Source organism: Agrobacterium sp. 33MFTa1.1 (genome assembly GCF_004328495.1).
GTDB classification, from domain to species: Bacteria; Pseudomonadota; Alphaproteobacteria; order Rhizobiales; family Rhizobiaceae; genus Agrobacterium; species Agrobacterium pusense.
In genome coordinates, this window is sequence record NZ_CP036359.1 from 1,432,553 (window position 1) to 1,450,454 (window position 17,902).

16 protein-coding genes are annotated in these 17,902 nt (G+C 60.7%); 11 read left to right on the top strand and 5 right to left on the bottom strand.

Annotated elements, in window-relative coordinates; translation table 11 throughout:
* Positions 1–65: 65 nt before the first annotated feature.
* Positions 66–1,661, bottom strand: a complete 1,596-nt coding sequence (locus EYD00_RS20435; protein ID WP_034498413.1) for an EAL domain-containing protein — start codon at positions 1,659–1,661, stop codon at positions 66–68.
* Between the two features lie 454 nt (positions 1,662–2,115).
* Positions 2,116–2,964 carry a LysR family transcriptional regulator gene (locus EYD00_RS20440; RefSeq protein ID WP_034498411.1) on the bottom strand — a complete coding sequence of 283 codons (849 nt, stop codon included), beginning with the start codon at positions 2,962–2,964 and terminating at the stop codon, positions 2,116–2,118.
* 103 nt (positions 2,965–3,067) lie between these two features.
* Here EYD00_RS20440 and EYD00_RS20445 point away from each other — a divergent pair, with 103 nt between their 5' ends.
* Positions 3,068–4,402, top strand: a complete 1,335-nt coding sequence (locus tag EYD00_RS20445; protein ID WP_034498409.1) for an aspartate aminotransferase family protein — start codon at positions 3,068–3,070, stop codon at positions 4,400–4,402.
* A gap of 30 nt (positions 4,403–4,432) precedes the next feature.
* On the opposite strand, the gene EYD00_RS20450 is transcribed toward EYD00_RS20445, so the two are convergent.
* Both EYD00_RS20450 and EYD00_RS20455 read right to left on the bottom strand, forming a co-directional pair.
* Positions 4,433–5,059, bottom strand: coding sequence for a GDSL-type esterase/lipase family protein (locus EYD00_RS20450; protein WP_004438162.1), 627 nt, complete (start codon positions 5,057–5,059; stop codon positions 4,433–4,435).
* Positions 5,060–5,114: 55 nt separating this feature from the next.
* On the bottom strand, positions 5,115–6,026 hold the full coding sequence (locus EYD00_RS20455) for a 2-dehydro-3-deoxygalactonokinase (protein ID WP_034498406.1): 912 nt from the start codon (positions 6,024–6,026) through the stop codon (positions 5,115–5,117).
* A 116-nt stretch (positions 6,027–6,142) separates the two neighbouring features.
* Here EYD00_RS20455 and EYD00_RS20460 point away from each other — a divergent pair, with 116 nt between their 5' ends.
* The 9 genes from EYD00_RS20460 to EYD00_RS20500 all read left to right on the top strand — a co-directional run bounded on the left by EYD00_RS20460 (position 6,143) and on the right by EYD00_RS20500 (position 15,850).
* Positions 6,143–7,051 (top strand): dihydrodipicolinate synthase family protein, encoded by a 909-nt coding sequence (locus EYD00_RS20460; protein ID WP_034498404.1) that lies wholly within the window; start codon positions 6,143–6,145, stop codon positions 7,049–7,051.
* The gene (locus tag EYD00_RS20465) at positions 7,048–8,214 is read left to right on the top strand and encodes a mandelate racemase/muconate lactonizing enzyme family protein (protein WP_034498403.1); all 1,167 of its coding nucleotides are present in this window, start codon (positions 7,048–7,050) and stop codon (positions 8,212–8,214) included. Before EYD00_RS20460 ends, EYD00_RS20465 begins: the two co-directional genes overlap by 4 nt.
* 24 nt (positions 8,215–8,238) lie before the next feature.
* A complete protein-coding gene (locus EYD00_RS20470; protein WP_034498401.1) occupies positions 8,239–9,510 on the top strand; it encodes an ABC transporter substrate-binding protein in 1,272 nt (423 codons plus the stop codon).
* A 66-nt stretch (positions 9,511–9,576) separates the two neighbouring features.
* Positions 9,577–10,503 (top strand): carbohydrate ABC transporter permease, encoded by a 927-nt coding sequence (locus EYD00_RS20475; protein WP_006698684.1) that lies wholly within the window; start codon positions 9,577–9,579, stop codon positions 10,501–10,503.
* A 10-nt stretch (positions 10,504–10,513) separates the two neighbouring features.
* Positions 10,514–11,344: a carbohydrate ABC transporter permease gene (locus EYD00_RS20480; protein WP_004438176.1), complete on the top strand. Its 831-nt coding sequence runs from the start codon at positions 10,514–10,516 to the stop codon at positions 11,342–11,344.
* A 2-nt stretch (positions 11,345–11,346) separates the two neighbouring features.
* On the top strand, positions 11,347–12,429 hold the full coding sequence (locus EYD00_RS20485; RefSeq protein WP_022563544.1) for an ABC transporter ATP-binding protein: 1,083 nt from the start codon (positions 11,347–11,349) through the stop codon (positions 12,427–12,429).
* Positions 12,426–13,406: an NAD-dependent epimerase/dehydratase family protein gene (locus EYD00_RS20490; protein WP_034498399.1), complete on the top strand. Its 981-nt coding sequence runs from the start codon at positions 12,426–12,428 to the stop codon at positions 13,404–13,406. The genes EYD00_RS20485 and EYD00_RS20490 overlap by 4 nt, the downstream gene beginning before the upstream one ends.
* The gene (locus EYD00_RS20495; RefSeq protein WP_193604419.1) at positions 13,334–15,085 is read left to right on the top strand and encodes an SMP-30/gluconolactonase/LRE family protein; all 1,752 of its coding nucleotides are present in this window, start codon (positions 13,334–13,336) and stop codon (positions 15,083–15,085) included. The genes EYD00_RS20490 and EYD00_RS20495 overlap by 73 nt, the downstream gene beginning before the upstream one ends.
* Positions 15,086–15,088: 3 nt before the next feature.
* The gene (locus tag EYD00_RS20500; RefSeq protein WP_034498395.1) at positions 15,089–15,850 is read left to right on the top strand and encodes an SDR family NAD(P)-dependent oxidoreductase; all 762 of its coding nucleotides are present in this window, start codon (positions 15,089–15,091) and stop codon (positions 15,848–15,850) included.
* A gap of 93 nt (positions 15,851–15,943) precedes the next feature.
* On the opposite strand, the gene EYD00_RS20505 is transcribed toward EYD00_RS20500, so the two are convergent.
* Entirely contained in the window at positions 15,944–17,170 is a 1,227-nt protein-coding gene (locus EYD00_RS20505) for an MFS transporter (RefSeq protein ID WP_034498392.1), read from the bottom strand.
* A 120-nt stretch (positions 17,171–17,290) separates the two neighbouring features.
* Here EYD00_RS20505 and EYD00_RS20510 point away from each other — a divergent pair, with 120 nt between their 5' ends.
* Positions 17,291–17,884, top strand: a complete 594-nt coding sequence (locus tag EYD00_RS20510) for a TetR/AcrR family transcriptional regulator (RefSeq protein ID WP_004438189.1) — start codon at positions 17,291–17,293, stop codon at positions 17,882–17,884.
* The last annotated feature ends 18 nt before the right edge of the window (positions 17,885–17,902 follow it).

A 17,902-nucleotide genomic window follows, 5' to 3' on the forward strand; every position in this document is an offset into this window, starting at 1 on the left:
AGATATCGCAGTTTCAACCTGTGTTGCCTGTCAGCCCGGGATTCGACCTCGCACACGACCATGTCCTATTTGCCCGCCGCCTTGATGATTTCGGGAGAGGCGCCGTATTTCTGCTTCGTGTGACGGTGGTAGGCAAGGAATTCGCTGGCGGGAAGCGCTTTCGCAAACAGCCATCCTTGACCGAAGTCCACACCCTGACCTTCCAGATAGTCCCGCTGGTCTTCCGCCTCGATACCTTCTGCCACGGTGAACAGGCCAAGAGCTTTCGCCATGCCGATGATGTGTGATGTGACCGAACTCGTTGCGGTATCTTTGCCCACCGTGTCGACAAAGGATTTGTCTATCTTCAACGCGTCCAGGGGAAGGCCCTGCAAATATTGAAGGCTGGAGTAGCCGGTTCCGAAATCGTCGATCGCCACCGAATGGCCGCGCTGGCGCGCCTCGGCAAGGGTGACCTTTGCCGCGTTGATGTCGATGAAGCCGCGCTCGGTGGCCTCAAGCCAGATCTGCTCGGGCCGGATGTCCGTATGCCGAAGCTTGCTGGCGATGACCGCGAGAACACGCCCAGACTTGATATCGTCGGCACAGAGATTAATGGCGATGTGCAGGGTTCGGTCCTCGACAAGCACCTTGCGAAGATCGGCAATGACGGCGTCGATGACCTGATCGGTGATCGGCATGATCAGGCCGCTTTCTTCCGCCAGGGGGATAAACAGGTCGGGGCGGACAAGCGTACCGTCCGGCCGCCTCCATCGCACCAGCGCTTCCGCCCCCACGCAGATGCCCGTCTTCAATTCCACGATCGGCTGGTAATGAACGATGAATTCCCGTTTGCGAACGGCTATCTCGAGCTCCGCGAGTGGCGACAGGCGCCTCTTCGACAACCATGCCACGATGCCGACCACAAAGGCCGCGACAATTGCCCCGGCGGGAAGAAACAAGATCCGTTCACGCCGCACCTGCTCTGCGACGTTGGAACGTGGCTCCATCGCAATCGCCACCAGATCGTCACGGCGGCTGACAGCATAGATGGTGTCTTCCGTCATGCCCTTTTCGGGCTTGCCGAGCGGTGCCGGCACCAGGGCGCGGTCAGGTGCATTCAGTTCATTTATCAAAATGCCCCGGTCGTTCGTAAGAGCCAGGGACATGCTGTCATCCATGAGGATGTCGACAAAACGCGAGGGTTTGACAAGTGCGCCGTGCGCGCCGTGGTGAAGGGCGATCATCCGTGTGCCGCGACTGGCGCTTGGCTCCACGCGAATAGCCACCTCTAATCCCTGCCCGGTCGTAAAATCGATCGGCGATTGGCGTATCGTTTCCTGGGTGGCTCCCCAGGAGGTGCATTTCAGGACGCCGTTTTCGAAATATCCGATTTCTTCCACTGAGGGTGCATTTATCGTCAGTCTGCGCATCAGTTCTATGTGGTCGTTGGAACAGGAAGGCAAGCGGGCAGCCTCCACCTCATCGAGCGCATTCTCTGCGTCCCTGAACGTGTCCGACGCCCGTTGAATAGCCTGATCGGCAAGCGTCTTCAAAATGTCCTGATCCTTCCTGACCGCGATGATCCATGATGCGTAGGCCATGGTGGCGATCGGTATCATCGCGCCGAGAAGCCCCAGAATTATTCCAGTCGTGATGACGCGGTTTCGTCTTGTTTCCATCACCGGTCCCTCGGCATGTGCAATGCTGGCCCCATAGCCATCAACCCCATGAGATATTCCTGCCGCAGATGGTCGCCTGCCGACGTGCACCCGGAAGGGGGGTCCGAAGGTTTGACCAAATGGCTGCCCTCATCGCTGGATACACGTTTTCGTTGAGCGGGTCTTGATCCGATCTGATCCCTCGACGCAATTTCCAAGCTCTGTCGGAATTATCTCAACGATCCGGCCTGCCGTTACGCCGGATTCTTACGGGTGGTTTCTCGGGCTTTGTTAAGGGTCGCTGTTCATCTGAGGTTCATGTGCAGGAGGCGAATTTGTCTCCGGTCGCTCCGCCAAGCGGCACGATAGAGGCTCGTTGTTTGAAAAGAACAACGGGCCTCTTTTGGTTCTGGGGCAAAACTGCATTGCGTTCATCCAAAAGCCGCGCGAATGCGGTGGCCTTGGGTGGAATGTTTCAAGGGGTCAACCCTGGAAGAACGGCACGGACGTGGTCACCCAAGGCCCTGGCCGCCGGGGAGCTCTGCGGGCCGGAGCATTCGATTGCTATGCCGATTGTCGGCAGCGGAGGCAGCCAGCTTTTAACGACGTGCAGATCCGGTGGAACAGCGGTTCTCGTGAGCACGCTGATGGCATGGCCGGATCGCGCAATTGCGATGAGGCCCGCTAGGCTGTTGCTGGCAAAGGCGATCCTGTAGCGGCGATTGGCTGTTTCCATGGCGTTGCACGCCGCGCGATGATCCAGCGTCGCTGGCGCCGAAAGAGCGAGCGGCAGCACATCCTTGGCAAGAAGTTCCGTGTCCGGCCTGTCGGCCACCCAGACGAAGCTTTCTCTTCGAAGAACCTCGGAGTGATCCGGTTCCGAGCGCGAAACCAGCGCCATGTCGATCTGACGGCGCTGAAGGAGAGGGCGCAACTCTATCGTCGGCGCGCAGACCATACGCAAATCGACTTCCGGATAGGTGGCGCAGAAGCCCCTGAGCAATTCGGGAAGAAAGGCGATGGAATAATCTTCGGGACATCCGAGGCTAACCGTGCCCTGGACCGTGGCGCCGTTCATGTCGGCGAGGATTTCGTCATGACGGGCCAGCAGGGTACTGGCATGGGCCAGCAGTTTTTCGCCCGCTGCCGTCACCCGTACGCCCGCACCGGTTCGTTGCAGCAACGGTTGCCCCACCTGTTCTTCCAGCCGCTGCATCTGTGTGCTGAGCGCCGATTGCGTGCGCCCCACCTGCGTCGCTGCGGTGCTGATGGAGCCTGCGCGCGCAACGGTGACAAAGTTCTTCAGAAGTGTGAGATCAAGCATGGCGATATCAAAATTATCTATATCCGCTTGAAATACTATCAATTGGACTGCCGCTGCAAGAGCCTGTTATCGTCCGGCAAAATCAAACACAGGGAACCTCGGCATGGACGATCTTTCGAAGAACTTCACATCGTTGAATGAGGAGCCGGCCTTCTGGGCGGCGGCCAACAGACATCTCACCCGTTATGGGCCTGCCTTCGAGGAGATCATCGTTGAGCGGGCCGAGGGGAGTTTCGTTTATGATGCGGATGGCCGTGCCATCCTCGATTTCACCTCCGGCCAGATGAGCGCCCTGCTCGGGCACACCCATCCCGACATCGTCGCCACCGTCAACCGGCAGATGGCGTCGGTTGCGCATCTGTTTTCCGGGATGTTGTCCCGTCCCGTGGTCGAGCTCGCGGCGAGGCTGGCAGCCCTCGCGCCGGGTCTCGACCGGGTACAATTGCTGACTACGGGCGCCGAATCCAACGAGGCGGCCATCCGTATGGCGAAGCTCGTCACCGGTGGTCACGAGATCGTCGCTTTCGCCCAGAGCTGGCACGGCATGACCGGCGCAGCGGCTTCCGCGACCTATAGCGCCGGCCGCAGGGGCTATGGCCCTGCAACGGCTGGCTCGCTCGTCATCCCGGCACCGAATGCCTATCGTCCGCGTTTCAGGAATCCTGATGGATCGAATGACTGGAAGGCGGAGCTTGATGACGCCTTCGAACTGATAGACCGCCAGTCCACCGGCAATCTTGCCGCCTTCATTGCCGAACCAATTCTGTCGAGCGGTGGCATCCTCGAATTGCCCGTCGGCTATCTTGCTGCGCTCAAGAAGAAGTGTGTCGAGCGCGGCATGCTGCTCATCCTCGATGAAGCCCAGACCGGGGTCGGAAGGACCGGGCACATGTTCGCCTTTCAGCGGGATGGCGTTACACCCGACATCATGACGCTGTCAAAAACGCTGGGGGCCGGCCTCCCGCTCGCCGCGGTAATGACCAGCGAGGAGGTGGAGCAGAAAGCCTTTGAGAGAGGTTTTCTCTTCTATACGACCCACGTGTCGGATCCGTTGCCTGCGGCTGTCGGCGTTACGGTTCTCGACGTGGTGGCCCGCGATGGCCTTGTCGAGCAGGCAATCGCCCGTGGCAACCGCCTGAAGGAAGGCCTTCTGTCACTTCAACAGCGGTTCGAGTGTGTCGGCGACGTGCGCGGCCGCGGGCTTCTGCTGGGGCTTGAGGTCGTGGTCGACAGGCATACGAAAGCGCCCGGTTTCGAGCTGGGCGCCCGCATCATGCAGGAGGCGATGCTGCGAGGGCTCAGCATGAACATCGTCAAACTGCCCGGCATGGGCGGTGTTTTCCGCATTGCGCCGGCGCTCACCGTATCCGATGCCGAGATCGACCTCGGGCTGGAAATACTGGCGGACTCAATCGAATCCGCCCAGGCGACGCGGTAGCATGTCGATGCCGGGCTTGTTTCCTGAAAATCAGGCGAGAAGCGCCGGCGTCTTCCGAAGTGCTTCCGCCCAGACCGCGTAACCTGCGGTGTTAAGGTGAACCAGGTCGGGAAGATAATAGCGGAACATCGGCAGGCCGTTTTCCCCCATAAGGCCGGCATTCGGGTCCAGCCAGACGGCGTCGTTGGAGTTTTCGCACCAGTCCTGCGCCATGCGGTTGAAAAGGTCGAATTCGCCACGATAAATCCAGCGCGCGGGGCTGTGCTTGATGGCCAGAACAAAAACCTGCGTCTGCGGCAGCGCCTGCAGGATGCAATGCCTGAGCGCCTGCAGATGTTGCAGCGCCGTGGCCGCCTTTAAGCCATCGCTGGCTATGTCGTTCTCGCCGAAATAGAGCGCCACTCTCCGGGGTCTCAGCGGCAGCAGGAGTTTTTCCATGTAGTGAACGGCCGAGAGGCAGGTGCCGCCGCCAAAGCCGAGATTGACGATGTCGAGCGTGCCCAGATCCTCGGCGATGGAGTTCCATATCCGGAAAGATGAGGAGCCATAAAAGGCAATCGGGTCCTCCGGCAGCCCGAGTCGCTGAAGGCGCGTCAGGATGGTGAGGATATCGTTTTCGTGACGGCTGGTGCCGATGCTGGCCGGGTAATCGTACATGTTGGTCCCTGGTATTGTGAAGGCCGGACACCAGGTGTCCAGCCGGCGTTTCCATTCAGGAAAGCGTCTTCTGCAGAACCGCCAGGGCTCCCTTCGTCAACGCGTCGTCATCGCCCATTGATATTCTGAGGCCGAATTCGCCAGCGGCAATCAGATAGAGATCGTTGAGCCCATCATTGCCCACAATCGCCGCATCGTCTCCCTCTGCGTACCATCCCGCATCGCGGGCCTGCCGAAATTCCTGTCCGATGACCAGCCCACGGACATAAGACCGCAGCTGCTGTGCCGACAGTTTGCCGGCGAGCCCGCCTGTGCGTGCGGAAAACAACAGCGACAGCATGGCTGCGGATTTTTTGGCCTCTTTCAAACCCCACAGGTATGCCTCCGGATCGTCGACCGGCGGCTGTGCGGAACCGCGCGCGATGAAGGAGTGATTGATGAGTAGGTTGAAGATTTCACCGGTCACGAATGTCTGGAAACCATCGATCCGCCCTGTCTTCACCCGTGCCCATTTGCTGTGGGTTCCGGGGATGATGAGGGTGGCGTCTTCTGTAAGGCCGTGGCCGACGATCTGGGTTTCCTCGCCGCGCATGACATCCGGAAACGGCTGGCGGCCGGGGTCGTTCAGGCCTGGCAGGAATACAAGGTCGGACCCATTGGGCAACGTCCTGCGCACCGTGCCGGCGGCAAGTTCCGCCGGTCCCGCCGGGCAGGGCACATAGGCCACCTCGACCCAGCCGTTGCGGCTGGTGATCATGCCAAGCGCGGCCACGGGCAGAGCGCCGTGTTTTGAAAACCAGGGGGCGAGTGCGTTCATGAGGGCAGGCTCATGTTGCCCTTCGGCAAGGCTCGAAATGCCGTCGGCGGTTTCCAGATGTTCAAGTTCCGCCCCGTCGTTACCGACAAGCGCCGCTCGCAATAATGTCGTTCCCCAATCGACGATGATCGATGTCGCCCGTGCTGCCATTTCCCTGAACCTCCTCGTTCATTTCATCTGGGGGCTTGTCATAGGGCTCAAGTCTATGTAGTGTCAATTAGTGAATTCAAGGTATCAATATATGATACTCAATTGGGAGGAGTAAGATGGTGGCTGGCCTGAAGGGAATTTTGCCCGTTTTGCCAACGCCTTTTCTGGCGGATGGCGGTATTGACCAAGCGGGTATGGAGCGACTGGTGATCTTCGCGCTCGAAAAAGGCGTGGATGGTGTGGTGTTCCCGGGTTTTGCCAGTGAGGTTGAGACTTTGGATGCTGCAGAGCGTGCGTCGCTGCTGAAGATCGTTGTTGATGCTGTTGCTGGCCGGGTGCCGGTCGTGGCGGGCGCGAGCGCGGCAGACTGGAGAGACGTGGTTGAACATGGCCGCGCCGCATCTGATCTCGGTATTCGCCACCTGATGGTTCAGCCGCCAAAATCGGTCGGGACGGATGCGCCGGCGCTGATCGAGTTTCTGGGTAAGGTTGTCGAGGCGCTGCCCGGTGTCGAAATCATCCTGCAGAACGCGCCCGCGCCGCGCGGGTCTGATCTGTCGCCGGAGGCGATTGTCGAGATCGTCCGGTCTCTGCCGCAGGTCGCCTACGTCAAGGAAGAAACGCTGCCGGCCGGTCCCGCCATCAGCCATATCATCGCCCATGCGCCCTCAACATTGAAGGGTATCATCGGCGGCGGCGGCGCCCGTTACATTCTGGATGAATATGCGCGTGGCGCGACCGCTGCCATGCCGGCGCTGGAGATCGTCGAGGAACACGTGGCAATAGATCACGCTCTCCGCGCAGGCCGTCAGGATGAGGCCCGGAAAATCTATGTCCGCACTCTTCCGCTTCTGGTTCTGCAGGCGGTTTATCGCATGCGGCTGACCAAGTACGTGCTGGCCCGCCGTGGGGTGATCGAGGGTCTCGGTGTCCGCGCGCCCACCCCGGAACTCGACAAGGCGGCGATTGCCGATATCGACGCCAACCTCGTCGAGCTCGGCCTTGTCGCCCCGGAGGCCGCATGAACAGCCCAGTTGCAACAATCGAAGTCTTCATGCTGACCCAGCCACGCAAGGTTCCCTATCTCGGGGCGCTGCGGGAAGGTGAAGTGGTCAATCCCAATGGATACATCGTCAGAAAGGGCAACCGCACGGTCTATCCAACCTTCGACCGCAGCGTGCTTCTGCGAATGACGACGGAAGCCGGCACCGTCGGCTGGGGTGAGACCTATGGCATCGTTGCGCCCGGTGCGGTGGCGGCTCTCATCAACGACCTGCTGGCCGGTTTCGTGATCGGCCGCGATGCATCCGATCCATCGGCGATCTACGACGATCTTTACGATATGATGCGCGTGCGCGGTTATACCGGTGGCTTTTACGTGGATGCGCTTGCTGCAATCGATATCGCCCTCTGGGATATTGCCGGACAGGAAGCCGGAAAATCCATTCGAGACCTGCTGGGTGGCCGCGTGGACAATTTTTCGGCCTATGTTTCCGGCCTGCCGGAGAAGACGCTGAAGGCGCGCGGAGAACTGGCGAAATACTGGCAGGATCGTGGCTTCGACGCCTTTAAATTCGCCACGCCCGTTGCCGATGATGGGCCGGCGGCGGAACTTGCCAATCTCCGGCAGGTGCTCGGCCCGCAGGCGAAGATCGCCGCCGATATGCACTGGAACCAGACACCGGAGCGGGCGCTGGAGCTCATCGCAGAAATGCAGCCATTCGATCCATGGTTCGCCGAGGCGCCCGTCTGGACGGAGGACATTGCCGGGCTGGAAAAGGTTTCGAAGAATACCGACGTCCCGATCGCGGTGGGCGAGGAATGGCGCACCCATTGGGATATGCGCGCCCGCATCGAACGCTGCCGTATTGCGATCGTGCAGCCGGAAATGGGCCATAAGGGTATCACCAATTTCATCCGTATCGGCGCTCTCGCAGCCGAACACGGCATCGACGTCATACCGCACGCTACCATTGGCGCCGGCATATTCCTTGCCGCCAGCCTGCAGGCATCGTCGACGTTGCCGACGCTGAAGGGGCACGAATTCCAGCATTCGATCTTCGAGCCGAACCGCCGCCTGCTGGAGGGCGACATGGATTGCCGCGAAGGCAGGTATCACCTGCCGTCGGGTCCGGGACTGGGCGTAAGACCGTCGGAGGCGGCGCTCGCCCTTATTGAACGTATCTGATTTGGTTCTTTGGAGGAGGAAACCATGACCAAAAGAATGAAGAATCTGGCGCTGGGTACGGCGACCGCCGTTTTGATGACGATGAGCGCCGTTGCCCCTGCCATGGCCGATACCGTCCTGAAATTCATTTCCTGGCAAACAGATGACGCGGGAACGGGTGAATGGTGGCGTTCCGCAATCGCCGCCTTCGAGAAGCAGCATCCCGGCGTGAAGATCGAGTTCACCAAGGCGGAACGCAGCTCCTACGCGGATACGATGACCACGCTTTTCGCTGCCAACCAGCCGCCGCAGATCGTGCATCTCGCATCCTTCGAGTTCCAGATGTTCGCCGACAGCGGCTGGCTGGAGCCGCTCGACCCGTGGCTTAAGAAGGACGGCATCGACATGACCGGCTGGGCCGGTCAGCAGAAATGCGAATGGAACGGTGAGACCGTGTGTATCATGACGAACTACTTCGGCTTCGTCATGGCTTATAACAAGAAGATCCTGGATGAGGCGGGGGTCGCGGTTCCGAAGACCTATGACGAGTTTCTGGCGGCCGCAAAAGCCACCACCAAGGATTTGAACGGTGACGGTATCATCGACCAGTTCGGGACCGGCCACGAGACCAAGGGCGGTCCCGGGCAATATCTGACGGAGATGCTGAACTATGTCCTCGATGCCGGCGCATACTGGACCGACAAGGATGGCAACATAACCATCGACACGCCACAGATGGTGGAGGGGTTGACCCGGTGGAAAACCGTCATGAAGAGCGGGATCAGCCCGGTCGACATGAGCGCCAGCGACGTGCGCAAGCTCTTTGCCGATGGCAAGATGGCGATGCGGCTCGACGGGCCTTGGCTTTACGGCACCACCGAGAAGGGTTCAGCCAAGGCTGACATCGTTTACGCGGCACCCCCGCTTCATCCGCCGCTGGGAGGATCGTCCAACGTGCTCGCCATGCCGGCCGATATTCCCGACGACCAGAAGGCGCTCGTCTGGGATTTCATCAAGCTGACGATGTCGCCGGAGTTCCAGCGCAGTTATGCCACCCTTGGCGGCAACACCCCGCCAAGCCCCAAGGCCGACGTGTCGGGTGTCGAAAAGACCATCCCGCATTTTCCGGTACTGATCGAGACGATGAAGGCCGCATCCGAGGCGGGTATCGACCGCATTCCGACCGGGCTTGAGCTCTTCTACAATGAATTCAGCAAGATGGTGATGGAAGAAAGCCAGCGGATGATCATTCAGGACCTCGATCCCGCGGAGGTGGCAAAGACGATGCAGGCGAAGGCCGAGGCCATCAAGGGCTGATCCCGTTTTGCCATGGCCCGCCTGGCGGGCCGTGGTTACCATCCGCATCCGGCAGGAGGACCATCCATGACCGCACCCGCTCGGGCCGGGCGCCGCAAGTTCTTTGATCTTGCGCGTCCCAGCCGGCAACATCTCCTCGGCTATATTCTGATCGCACCCGCGGTCCTGATGGTTGCCGCCATCATCGTCTGGCCGCTTGTGCTGGCCATCGACCTGTCTTTCCAGCAGGTCAAGATACCGCGGCTCGGTGGCGCAAGCCGGCCGTTTTCACTCAGCAATTACACCTGGCTTTTCTCATCGCCGGAATTCTGGCTCGCCTGCTGGGTGACGCTGAAGCTGGTTGTCGTCGTCACCGCGGGCAGCGTGGCCGTTGGCCTCAGCACAGCGCTTCTGGCCAATAACCGCTTCAAGGGCCGAACCGTTGCGCGGCTGGGAATGGCGCTGCCCTGGGCAGTGCCGGAAATCATCGCGGTCGTCATCTTCGCGTGGATGTTCGATACGTCCTTCGGGCTGTTCGGATGGCTGGCGATAAAGCTCGGGTTCACCGACCAGATGATCCCGTGGGTGAGCAGTTCGACAGCCGCCTTCTGGGCTGTCGCTATCACCATGGTCTGGAAGGGTTTTCCTTTCGTGTCGATCATGTGCCTCGCTGGTCTGCAATCCATTCCGGCCGATTATTATGCGGCCGCGAAGGTGGATGGCGCGAGCGTCTGGCAGCGTTTCCGCTGGATCACCATGCCGCTTTTGATGCCGGTGCTGGGCGTGACGCTGGTGCTGACGCTTCTGTGGGTGTTCCGCGACTTTTCCATCATCAAGGTTCTGACCGGTGGCGGACCGCTGAGGTCGACCCAGACCCTGTCGATCATGACCTATGACCAGGCCTTCCAGTATCACAATTTCGGCCGCGCCGCCGCCGTCGGCGTGCTGACACTGGTGATCTGTATCGTCGCGAGCCTTCTGATGCTCGGTCGGCGTTCGAAATCGATCTATTGAGGAGGCTTTGATGAAACGGACATTTTTACAGAGCCTTGCCCTTTACGCGACTGTCATCTTCACGCTGGTGATGATCCTGTTCCCGGTCTACTGGCTTCTGGTCACGGCGCTCTCCACCACCGATGAACTGTACCGCCTGCCGCCGACCTTCTGGCCGGATGATGCGCAATGGGACATTTTCGCCAGGGTCTGGGCGGCGAAGCCGATCCTGCTATGGCTGTGGAACTCGATGCTTGCGGCCGTCGGCTCGGTGGCGCTGTCGATGCTCGTCTCCGTCAGCGCCGGTTATGCGCTGTCGCGTTATTCCATGCGGGGCGGCGCGACCATGGGTCTCTTCGTCCTGACGGCGAAGATGCTTCCTGCAACGCTGCTCGTCATTCCGCTGTTTTCGATCTTTTCCAGCTTCGGTCTGATCGGCAGCCTCTGGACACTGGTGCTGGCGCATTCGACCATGATCATTCCTTTCGCCACATGGATGCTGAAAGGCTATTTCGACACCATTCCGAAGGAACTGGAGCAGGCCGCGATGGTCGACGGTTGCTCGCCGATCGGTGCAATGGTCCGGGTCGTACTTCCGATCGCCACACCCGGTCTTGCTGCCACGGCACTTTATGCCTTCGTGCTCAGCTGGGCGGATTACGCCTATGCCCGCACCTTCCTCGTCAACTCGCCGGACAACTGGACGGCCAATCTCGGCATCACCACGATGCAGGGCGAATACGTCACCTACTGGAACGACATTTCCGCCGCATCCGTGTTCATCGCGCTGCCGATCATCGCAATCTACCTGTTTCTGGAACGTTATTTGGTCGGCGGACTCACCGCTGGCGCGGAGAAATAAGCATGGCCAATATTTCCATTCGCAATGTCAGCAAGTCCTATGGCGCCCTCAACGTGCTCAGGCCCTTTTCGCTCGAGATCGAAAACGGCGAGTTCGTGGTGCTGGTCGGGCCTTCCGGCTGCGGCAAGTCGACGATGCTGAAAATCCTTGCGGGCCTCGAACCGGCAAGCGAAGGGCAGATCTTCATCGGCGAAAACGAAGTCACGGATCTGGCGCCGGGTGACCGCGACATCGCCATGGTGTTTCAGAATTACGCGCTTTATCCGCACCTGACGGTCCGGCAGAACATCGGCTTCGGCCTGAAGATGCGCGGCACGGACAAGACGGAGATTGATCGCCGGGTGGATGACGCGGCGCGCATTCTCGAGGTAACGCCCTATCTCGATCGCAAACCGAAGGATCTTTCGGGCGGACAGCGGCAGCGCGTGGCGCTCGGCCGCGCCATCGTGCGTCAGCCGCAGGCCTTTCTGATGGACGAACCGCTGTCCAACCTCGATGCCAAGCTGCGCGTCCACATGCGTGCCGAAATCGGCGCCCTGCACAAGCGTATCGGTGTCACCACCGTTTATGTGACGCATGACCAGGTGGAAGCCATGACCATGGCGGACCGGGTGGTTATCATGCAGGGCGGCATCATCCAGCAGATCGCGGCGCCCGATGAGCTTTTCAACAATCCGGCCAACCTCTTTGTCGCCGGTTTCATCGGATCGCCCGGCATGAATTTCCTCAACGCGGAACTGCGTGACGGCGCACTGACTGTTTTTGGCCAGAAGGTTAACCTGCCGGCGGCATCTGCCAGGCAGGGTAGCGTGATCGTGGGCTTGCGGCCAGAGCATCTCGTTCTGGGCGATGGGCCGGTGACCTTCAGCGTTCGTCCGACGCTGGTGGAAAGTCTGGGATCGGAAAAATACGTCTATTTCGATGCGGAAGGCGCAAGGGTCGCAGATGGCGAGGAGGGCAGATCCAAAGGGCTGATCGCCCGCGTCTCGCATAGCGGCAACCTTCGGGCTGACGAAGCGCTTCAGCTCGGCTTTGATCCGGCACAGCTTTATCTCTTCGACGCAAAGACCGGAGCACGGCTATGATCCTCGTCACCGGATCGGCAGGCCGTGTGGGTCGTGCTGTCGCCGCTGCCTTGCGTATGGACGCTCGGGCGGTCCGCGGCTTTGACCTTCGTCCGTCGGGTACGGGCGGTGAGGAGGTCGTCGGATCGCTGGAGGACGGGCAGGCGCTGTCCAAAGCCATGGAAGGTGTGAGCGCCGTTCTGCATCTCGGGGCCTTTATGTCATGGGCGCCGGAGGACCGGGACCGCATGTTTGCGGTCAATGTCGAAGGCACGCGCCGTCTTCTGGATGCGGCCGCAGCCGCAGGCGTGCAGCGGCTCGTCTTCGCCTCGTCAGGAGAAGTCTATCCGGAAAACCGCCCCGAATTCCTGCCGGTCACCGAGGATCATCCGCTTCGCCCCAATTCGCCCTATGGCCTGACCAAGCTTCTGGGCGAGGAACTGGTTCGCTTTCACCAGCGGACTGGCAGCATGGAAACCGTGATCCTGCGCTTTTCTCATACGCAGGATGCGGCTGAGCTGCTGGATGAAGACAGCTTCTTCTCCGGCCCGCGTTTTTTCCTGCGGCCGCGCATTCGACAGCAGCGGAATTTCGGGAACGTTGCGATTGCCGAACTGCTACAGTCCCGGGATATCGGCGAAGCGTCGCATATATTGGCGCGCAATGAAAACGGCCGGCCATACCGCATGCACATAACCGATACACGCGATATGGTGGCGGGGATCCTGCTCGCCCTCGATCACCCTGATGCGGCGGGCTGCATCTTCAATCTCGGCGCGGATGAGCCCTCCGATTTCGCCGAGCTTCTGCCGAAAATTGCCGCGGTGACCGGCCTCCCCATCGTGACTGTCGATTTTCCCGGCGACGGCGTTTATTACCATACGTCCAACGCGCGGATCAAAAACACCCTGGGGTTTGAGGCACAATGGACGATGGACCGGATGCTGGAAGAGGCGGCCGCCGCAAGGCGGCAGCGTCTCGCGAAGGAGACGCGATGAAACCCGAGACACCGGGCGGCACCGCTGCGCTGGCGAAGGGGTTGACCCTGCTCGACATGGTGGCCGATGCGCCGGAGCCGCCGCGTTTTGCAGAACTGTTGCGCGCCTCCGGCCTGCCCAAGCCGACTTTTGCCCGTATCCTGCGCACCCTCATAGCCTATGGGCTCGTCCGTCAGGATGAGGCGCGTGGAACCTATGTTCTGGGCCAGCGCTTTCTCGAAATGTCCCACAAAGTATGGGAGAGCTTCGATCTGGTATCGGCCGCGACACCCGAACTCGAGAGGTTGGCTGCCGAACTGGGCGAGACCGTAGCGCTCTGCCGGCTGGACGGCATCATGACGCAATATCTCGCGGAACGTTCTCCAAACGGTCTCTCCGTGCGGGTAGAAGTGGGACGCCGGGTTCCTTTGCATTGTACCGCGCCGGGCAAGGCGCTGCTTGCCTTTCAGGACCCTGCTGTCGGCCGTTCCCTGCTCGATCGGCTGACGCTCGATGCGCAGACGCCGCGGACGATTACCGCGCTCGATTCACTTCAGGCCGATCTGACGCTGACGCGGGCGAGGGGTTACTCGATCTCCTATGAGGAGCACCTGCCAGGGGTGAATTCCGTTGCCGCACCCGTCATGGGCCGTGACAATACGCCGATGGGTGTGCTTGTCGCGCTCGGGCCGTCGTCGCGGCTCGATGCGTCCAACATTCATCCTGCCGGGCGTGAACTGATTGCCGCTGCACGCCGGATTACCGGCGCCGCCGGGGCTGTCGCCATCAGCTCGCGGCCACGTCCGCGTTCGGCAACAGGACGCCCCAGCGCCGAACTCAGCTGCATTCTTCCCTGGGGGGCGCAGCTTGGGGAAAGCCCGGTCTGGCATGAAGGCGAAAACGCGCTCTACTGGGTGGATATTCTGCACCCCGCCGTCCATCGTTTCGATCCCGCCACCGGCCGTAACGAAACCTGCGAGACAGGTAAGCTGGTCAGTGCCGTCATTCCAGTCTCCGGAGGGCGATTGCTGGTGGCGTCGCAGGATGGCGTCGAATGGCTGGACTTCACTTCGGGCCGGCTGACACCCTTCGTCAGCCCGGAGGCTGGCATTGGCGATAACCGCTTGAACGATGCCAAATGCGGGCCGGACGGCGCCATCTGGGTCGGGTCGATGCGCATCGATGCCTCCAAGCCCACCGGCGCGCTTTATCGGATCAATGCCAATGGGGCATTCGAACGCAAGGAAGGCGGCATCGTCGTCTCCAACGGTCTCGGCTGGAGCCCCGATGGCAGGACCTTCTATTTCGTCGATACGGTGCCCGGCCTTATCCATACCTATGATTGTGATCCGACGACCGGCGCCCTGTCGCAGCGCCGTGAATTTGCCCGTATTCCCGTGGCCGACGGCCGTCCGGACGGCCTCGCCGTGGATGCGGAAGGCGGGGTGTGGTGTGCGATCTGGGACGGCTGGTGCGTGCGCCGCTATCTTCCGAACGGCAAGCTGGATCAGGTGATCGAGATGCCGGTGCCGCGCCCGTCGAGTGTGGCCTTCGGCGGGCCGGACCTGTCGACGCTCTTCATCACCAGTGCCCGCACGCGCCTGCCGGCATCCACGCTCGCCGACGCCCCGCTGTCTGGTGGCCTGTTCTCCTGCCGCCCCGGAATTGCCGGCGCGCGCATTTCACTGTTCGAAGGATAAATTATGCGTCTTGAAAGCGTCTTTGGTTTGAAAGGCCGCACGGCGCTCGTCACCGGTTCCAGCCGCGGCATAGGGGCGGCCATAGCGGAAGGGCTGGCGGGGGCCGGCGCGCATGTCATCCTGCATGGCGTGAAGCCGGGTGCGACAATCGCCGTGCGGAAACGCATCGCGGACGGCGGTGGCTTGGCCCAAGAGCTGGCCGGTGATCTCTCCGAACCGGGCGCCGGGCGCGATCTTGTAGAGCGCGCCGAGACGGTCGCACCGGTTGATATTCTCGTCATCAATGCGAGCGCCCAGATCAATGCGGTACTGTCGGAGCTGAACCCCGATGATCTGGCGTTTCAGCTGGCGGTCAATCTCGGGTCGACAGTGGACATGCTGCAGACGATCCTGCCGCGCATGGCGTCGCGAAAATGGGGAAGGGTGGTTTCCATCGGCTCGGTCAACCAGTTGCGGCCGAAGGGCATCGTCACCGCCTATGCCGCCACCAAGGCTGCGCAGCATAATCTGATCCAGAGTCAGGCGCGCGACTATGCGAAGGACAATGTTCTCCTCAACACTCTAGCGCCCGGTCTGGTCGATACGGATCGCAATGCCCATCGCCGGGACGAAGACCCCGAAGGCTGGGCTGAATATGTCCGGACCCTGAACTGGATGGGACGAGCCGGTCAGCCGGAGGAAATGGTGGGCGCCGCCATCTTCCTGTCTTCGCAGGCCTGCAGCTTTATGACCGGCGAGAGTATTTTCCTGACGGGCGGTTATTGACTTCTCCGCATATCCTGCGCGGAGAAGCGTTTTTGAAGCGTCTACTCATGAGAAGCGGTGCGGTCCGTCCGTTTCAGTGTCCGCCAGCCCGGATCATTCGGCGGGCTGCGCTGCCGGAGACCCACCCGGATGCCTTCGCTCCGCCGAGAGGCTGCGCTGACCAAGCCCAATGATCGTCACCGTTGAAAGGCTTGCGGCGACCGACACCCAGAAGCCATTGTCCGGGCCGAAATTGTCGATCACCCATCCCGAGACGAAAGCGCCCAGCGCCATGCCGATACCGATACCGGTCATGACCCAGGTCACGCCTTCCGTCAGCATCGATTCCGGCACCCGGCGTTCAATCAGGCCGAAAGCGGTGATGAAAATGGGAGAGATTGCCACACCGCTGAGGAACACGGCAAAGGCAAGCAGGGCGACACTGGATGCCGCGACGAGGAGCGGCAGCGCCGTCAGGGCAAGAACGCTGACAGCGATCAGCAATTGCCGGTGCAGCGGCGTTTTCGGGTTGAGCGCACCAAGAAGCAGGCCGACGACGAAGGAGCCAATGGCATAGACGCCGATGACGAGGCTGGCCGCTTCCGGCTGGCCGAGTTCCTTGGTGATGGCGACGGCGCTCACCTCGGCGGTGGCGAAAGTCGAGCCGACGAAGATGAGTGCGACCGTGATGATCTGTACCGGACGCAGCCATATTGCAGAACGCTGCCGACGGCCGCCCTCGACCGGACGCACTTTGGGTTCTGTGGATCGCTGCAGAAGAAAGACAAATGTTCCGACCGCCAGAAATGCCGTGCTGATCATCATGCCCGCTTCTGGAAAAAGCGAAACCGCAAGCCCGACGGAAAGCGATGCACCCGCAATGTAGACAAGTTCGTCAGCCGCGGATTCGAAGGCAAAGGCCGTATTCAGTTCCGGCCGGTCCCGAAATAGTTCCGTCCAGCGGGCCCGCATCATGGCGGGGATGCTTGGCATGGCGGCGGCGAGGAAAGCGGAAAGAAACAGCGTCCACGCCGGCCATCGCTGATTGGTGGCGATGATCAACGCCGCAAAGGCGAAGACGGATAGAATGGTCGCGGGGATGAGAACGCTGCTTTGGCCCCGGCGGTCCACCAGCCGCGAGATTTGCGGCGCGACGGCGGCATTGGTCAGCGCGAAGGTTGCCGATACGGCGCCTGCCAGCCAATATTCGCCATGCGTCTGCGACAACATGGCCACGATGCCGATCGGCGCCATGGCGATGGGGAGGCGGGCAAAGAAACCTGCAGCTGAAAAGCCTTTGGCGCCTGGAACCCGGAAAATTTCTCTGTATGGATTAGACATCGGATGCACCTTGTTTAGGGAGTATCCACCACACACATACGTGGCGTATGTAAATGAAATAATTGCATACGCGGCGTATGTCAACTAATATACGCGACGTATGTGGATGCTGGAGCAAAAATGCGCAAACCTCGCAGTGAAATGATTGCTGAAACGCGGGCAAAGCTGCTGGCTGCCGGACGCAGGGCGTTTGGCAGTATTGGTTATGCTGAGGCCTCCATGGATGATTTTACCGCCGAGGCAGGGCTGACCCGTGGTGCGCTCTACCATCATTTCGGGGACAAAAAGGGTTTGTTGCTGGCGGTGGTCGCCGAGATCGACGCGGAGATGACAAAAAGGCTTTGCGAGATTTCTTCGAGAGCCTCGACGCGTTGGGAAGGGTTTGTCGAGGAGAATGTCGGCTATGTCCGTATGGCGCTTGAACCGGAAATCCAGAGGATCATGTTTCGCGATGGACCGGCCGTCCTTGGCGATCCATCCCGCTGGCCAAATGCCAATGGCTGTATTTCCGCTGTTTCGCGCAGTCTCGATGCGCTCAAGCAGGAGGGAACGATCGCCGATATCGATTCCGAGGCGTGTGCCCGTTTCATCAATGCCGCGAGCAGCAGCGCAGCCCAGTGGATTGCCAATTCTGACGATCCGGAAACAACGTCGGAACGGGCCGTAAGGAGTTTCCGGACCTTTCTGGATGGATTGCGCATCAGCAAGGGCTGATCCCCGGGCGGCAGTGCC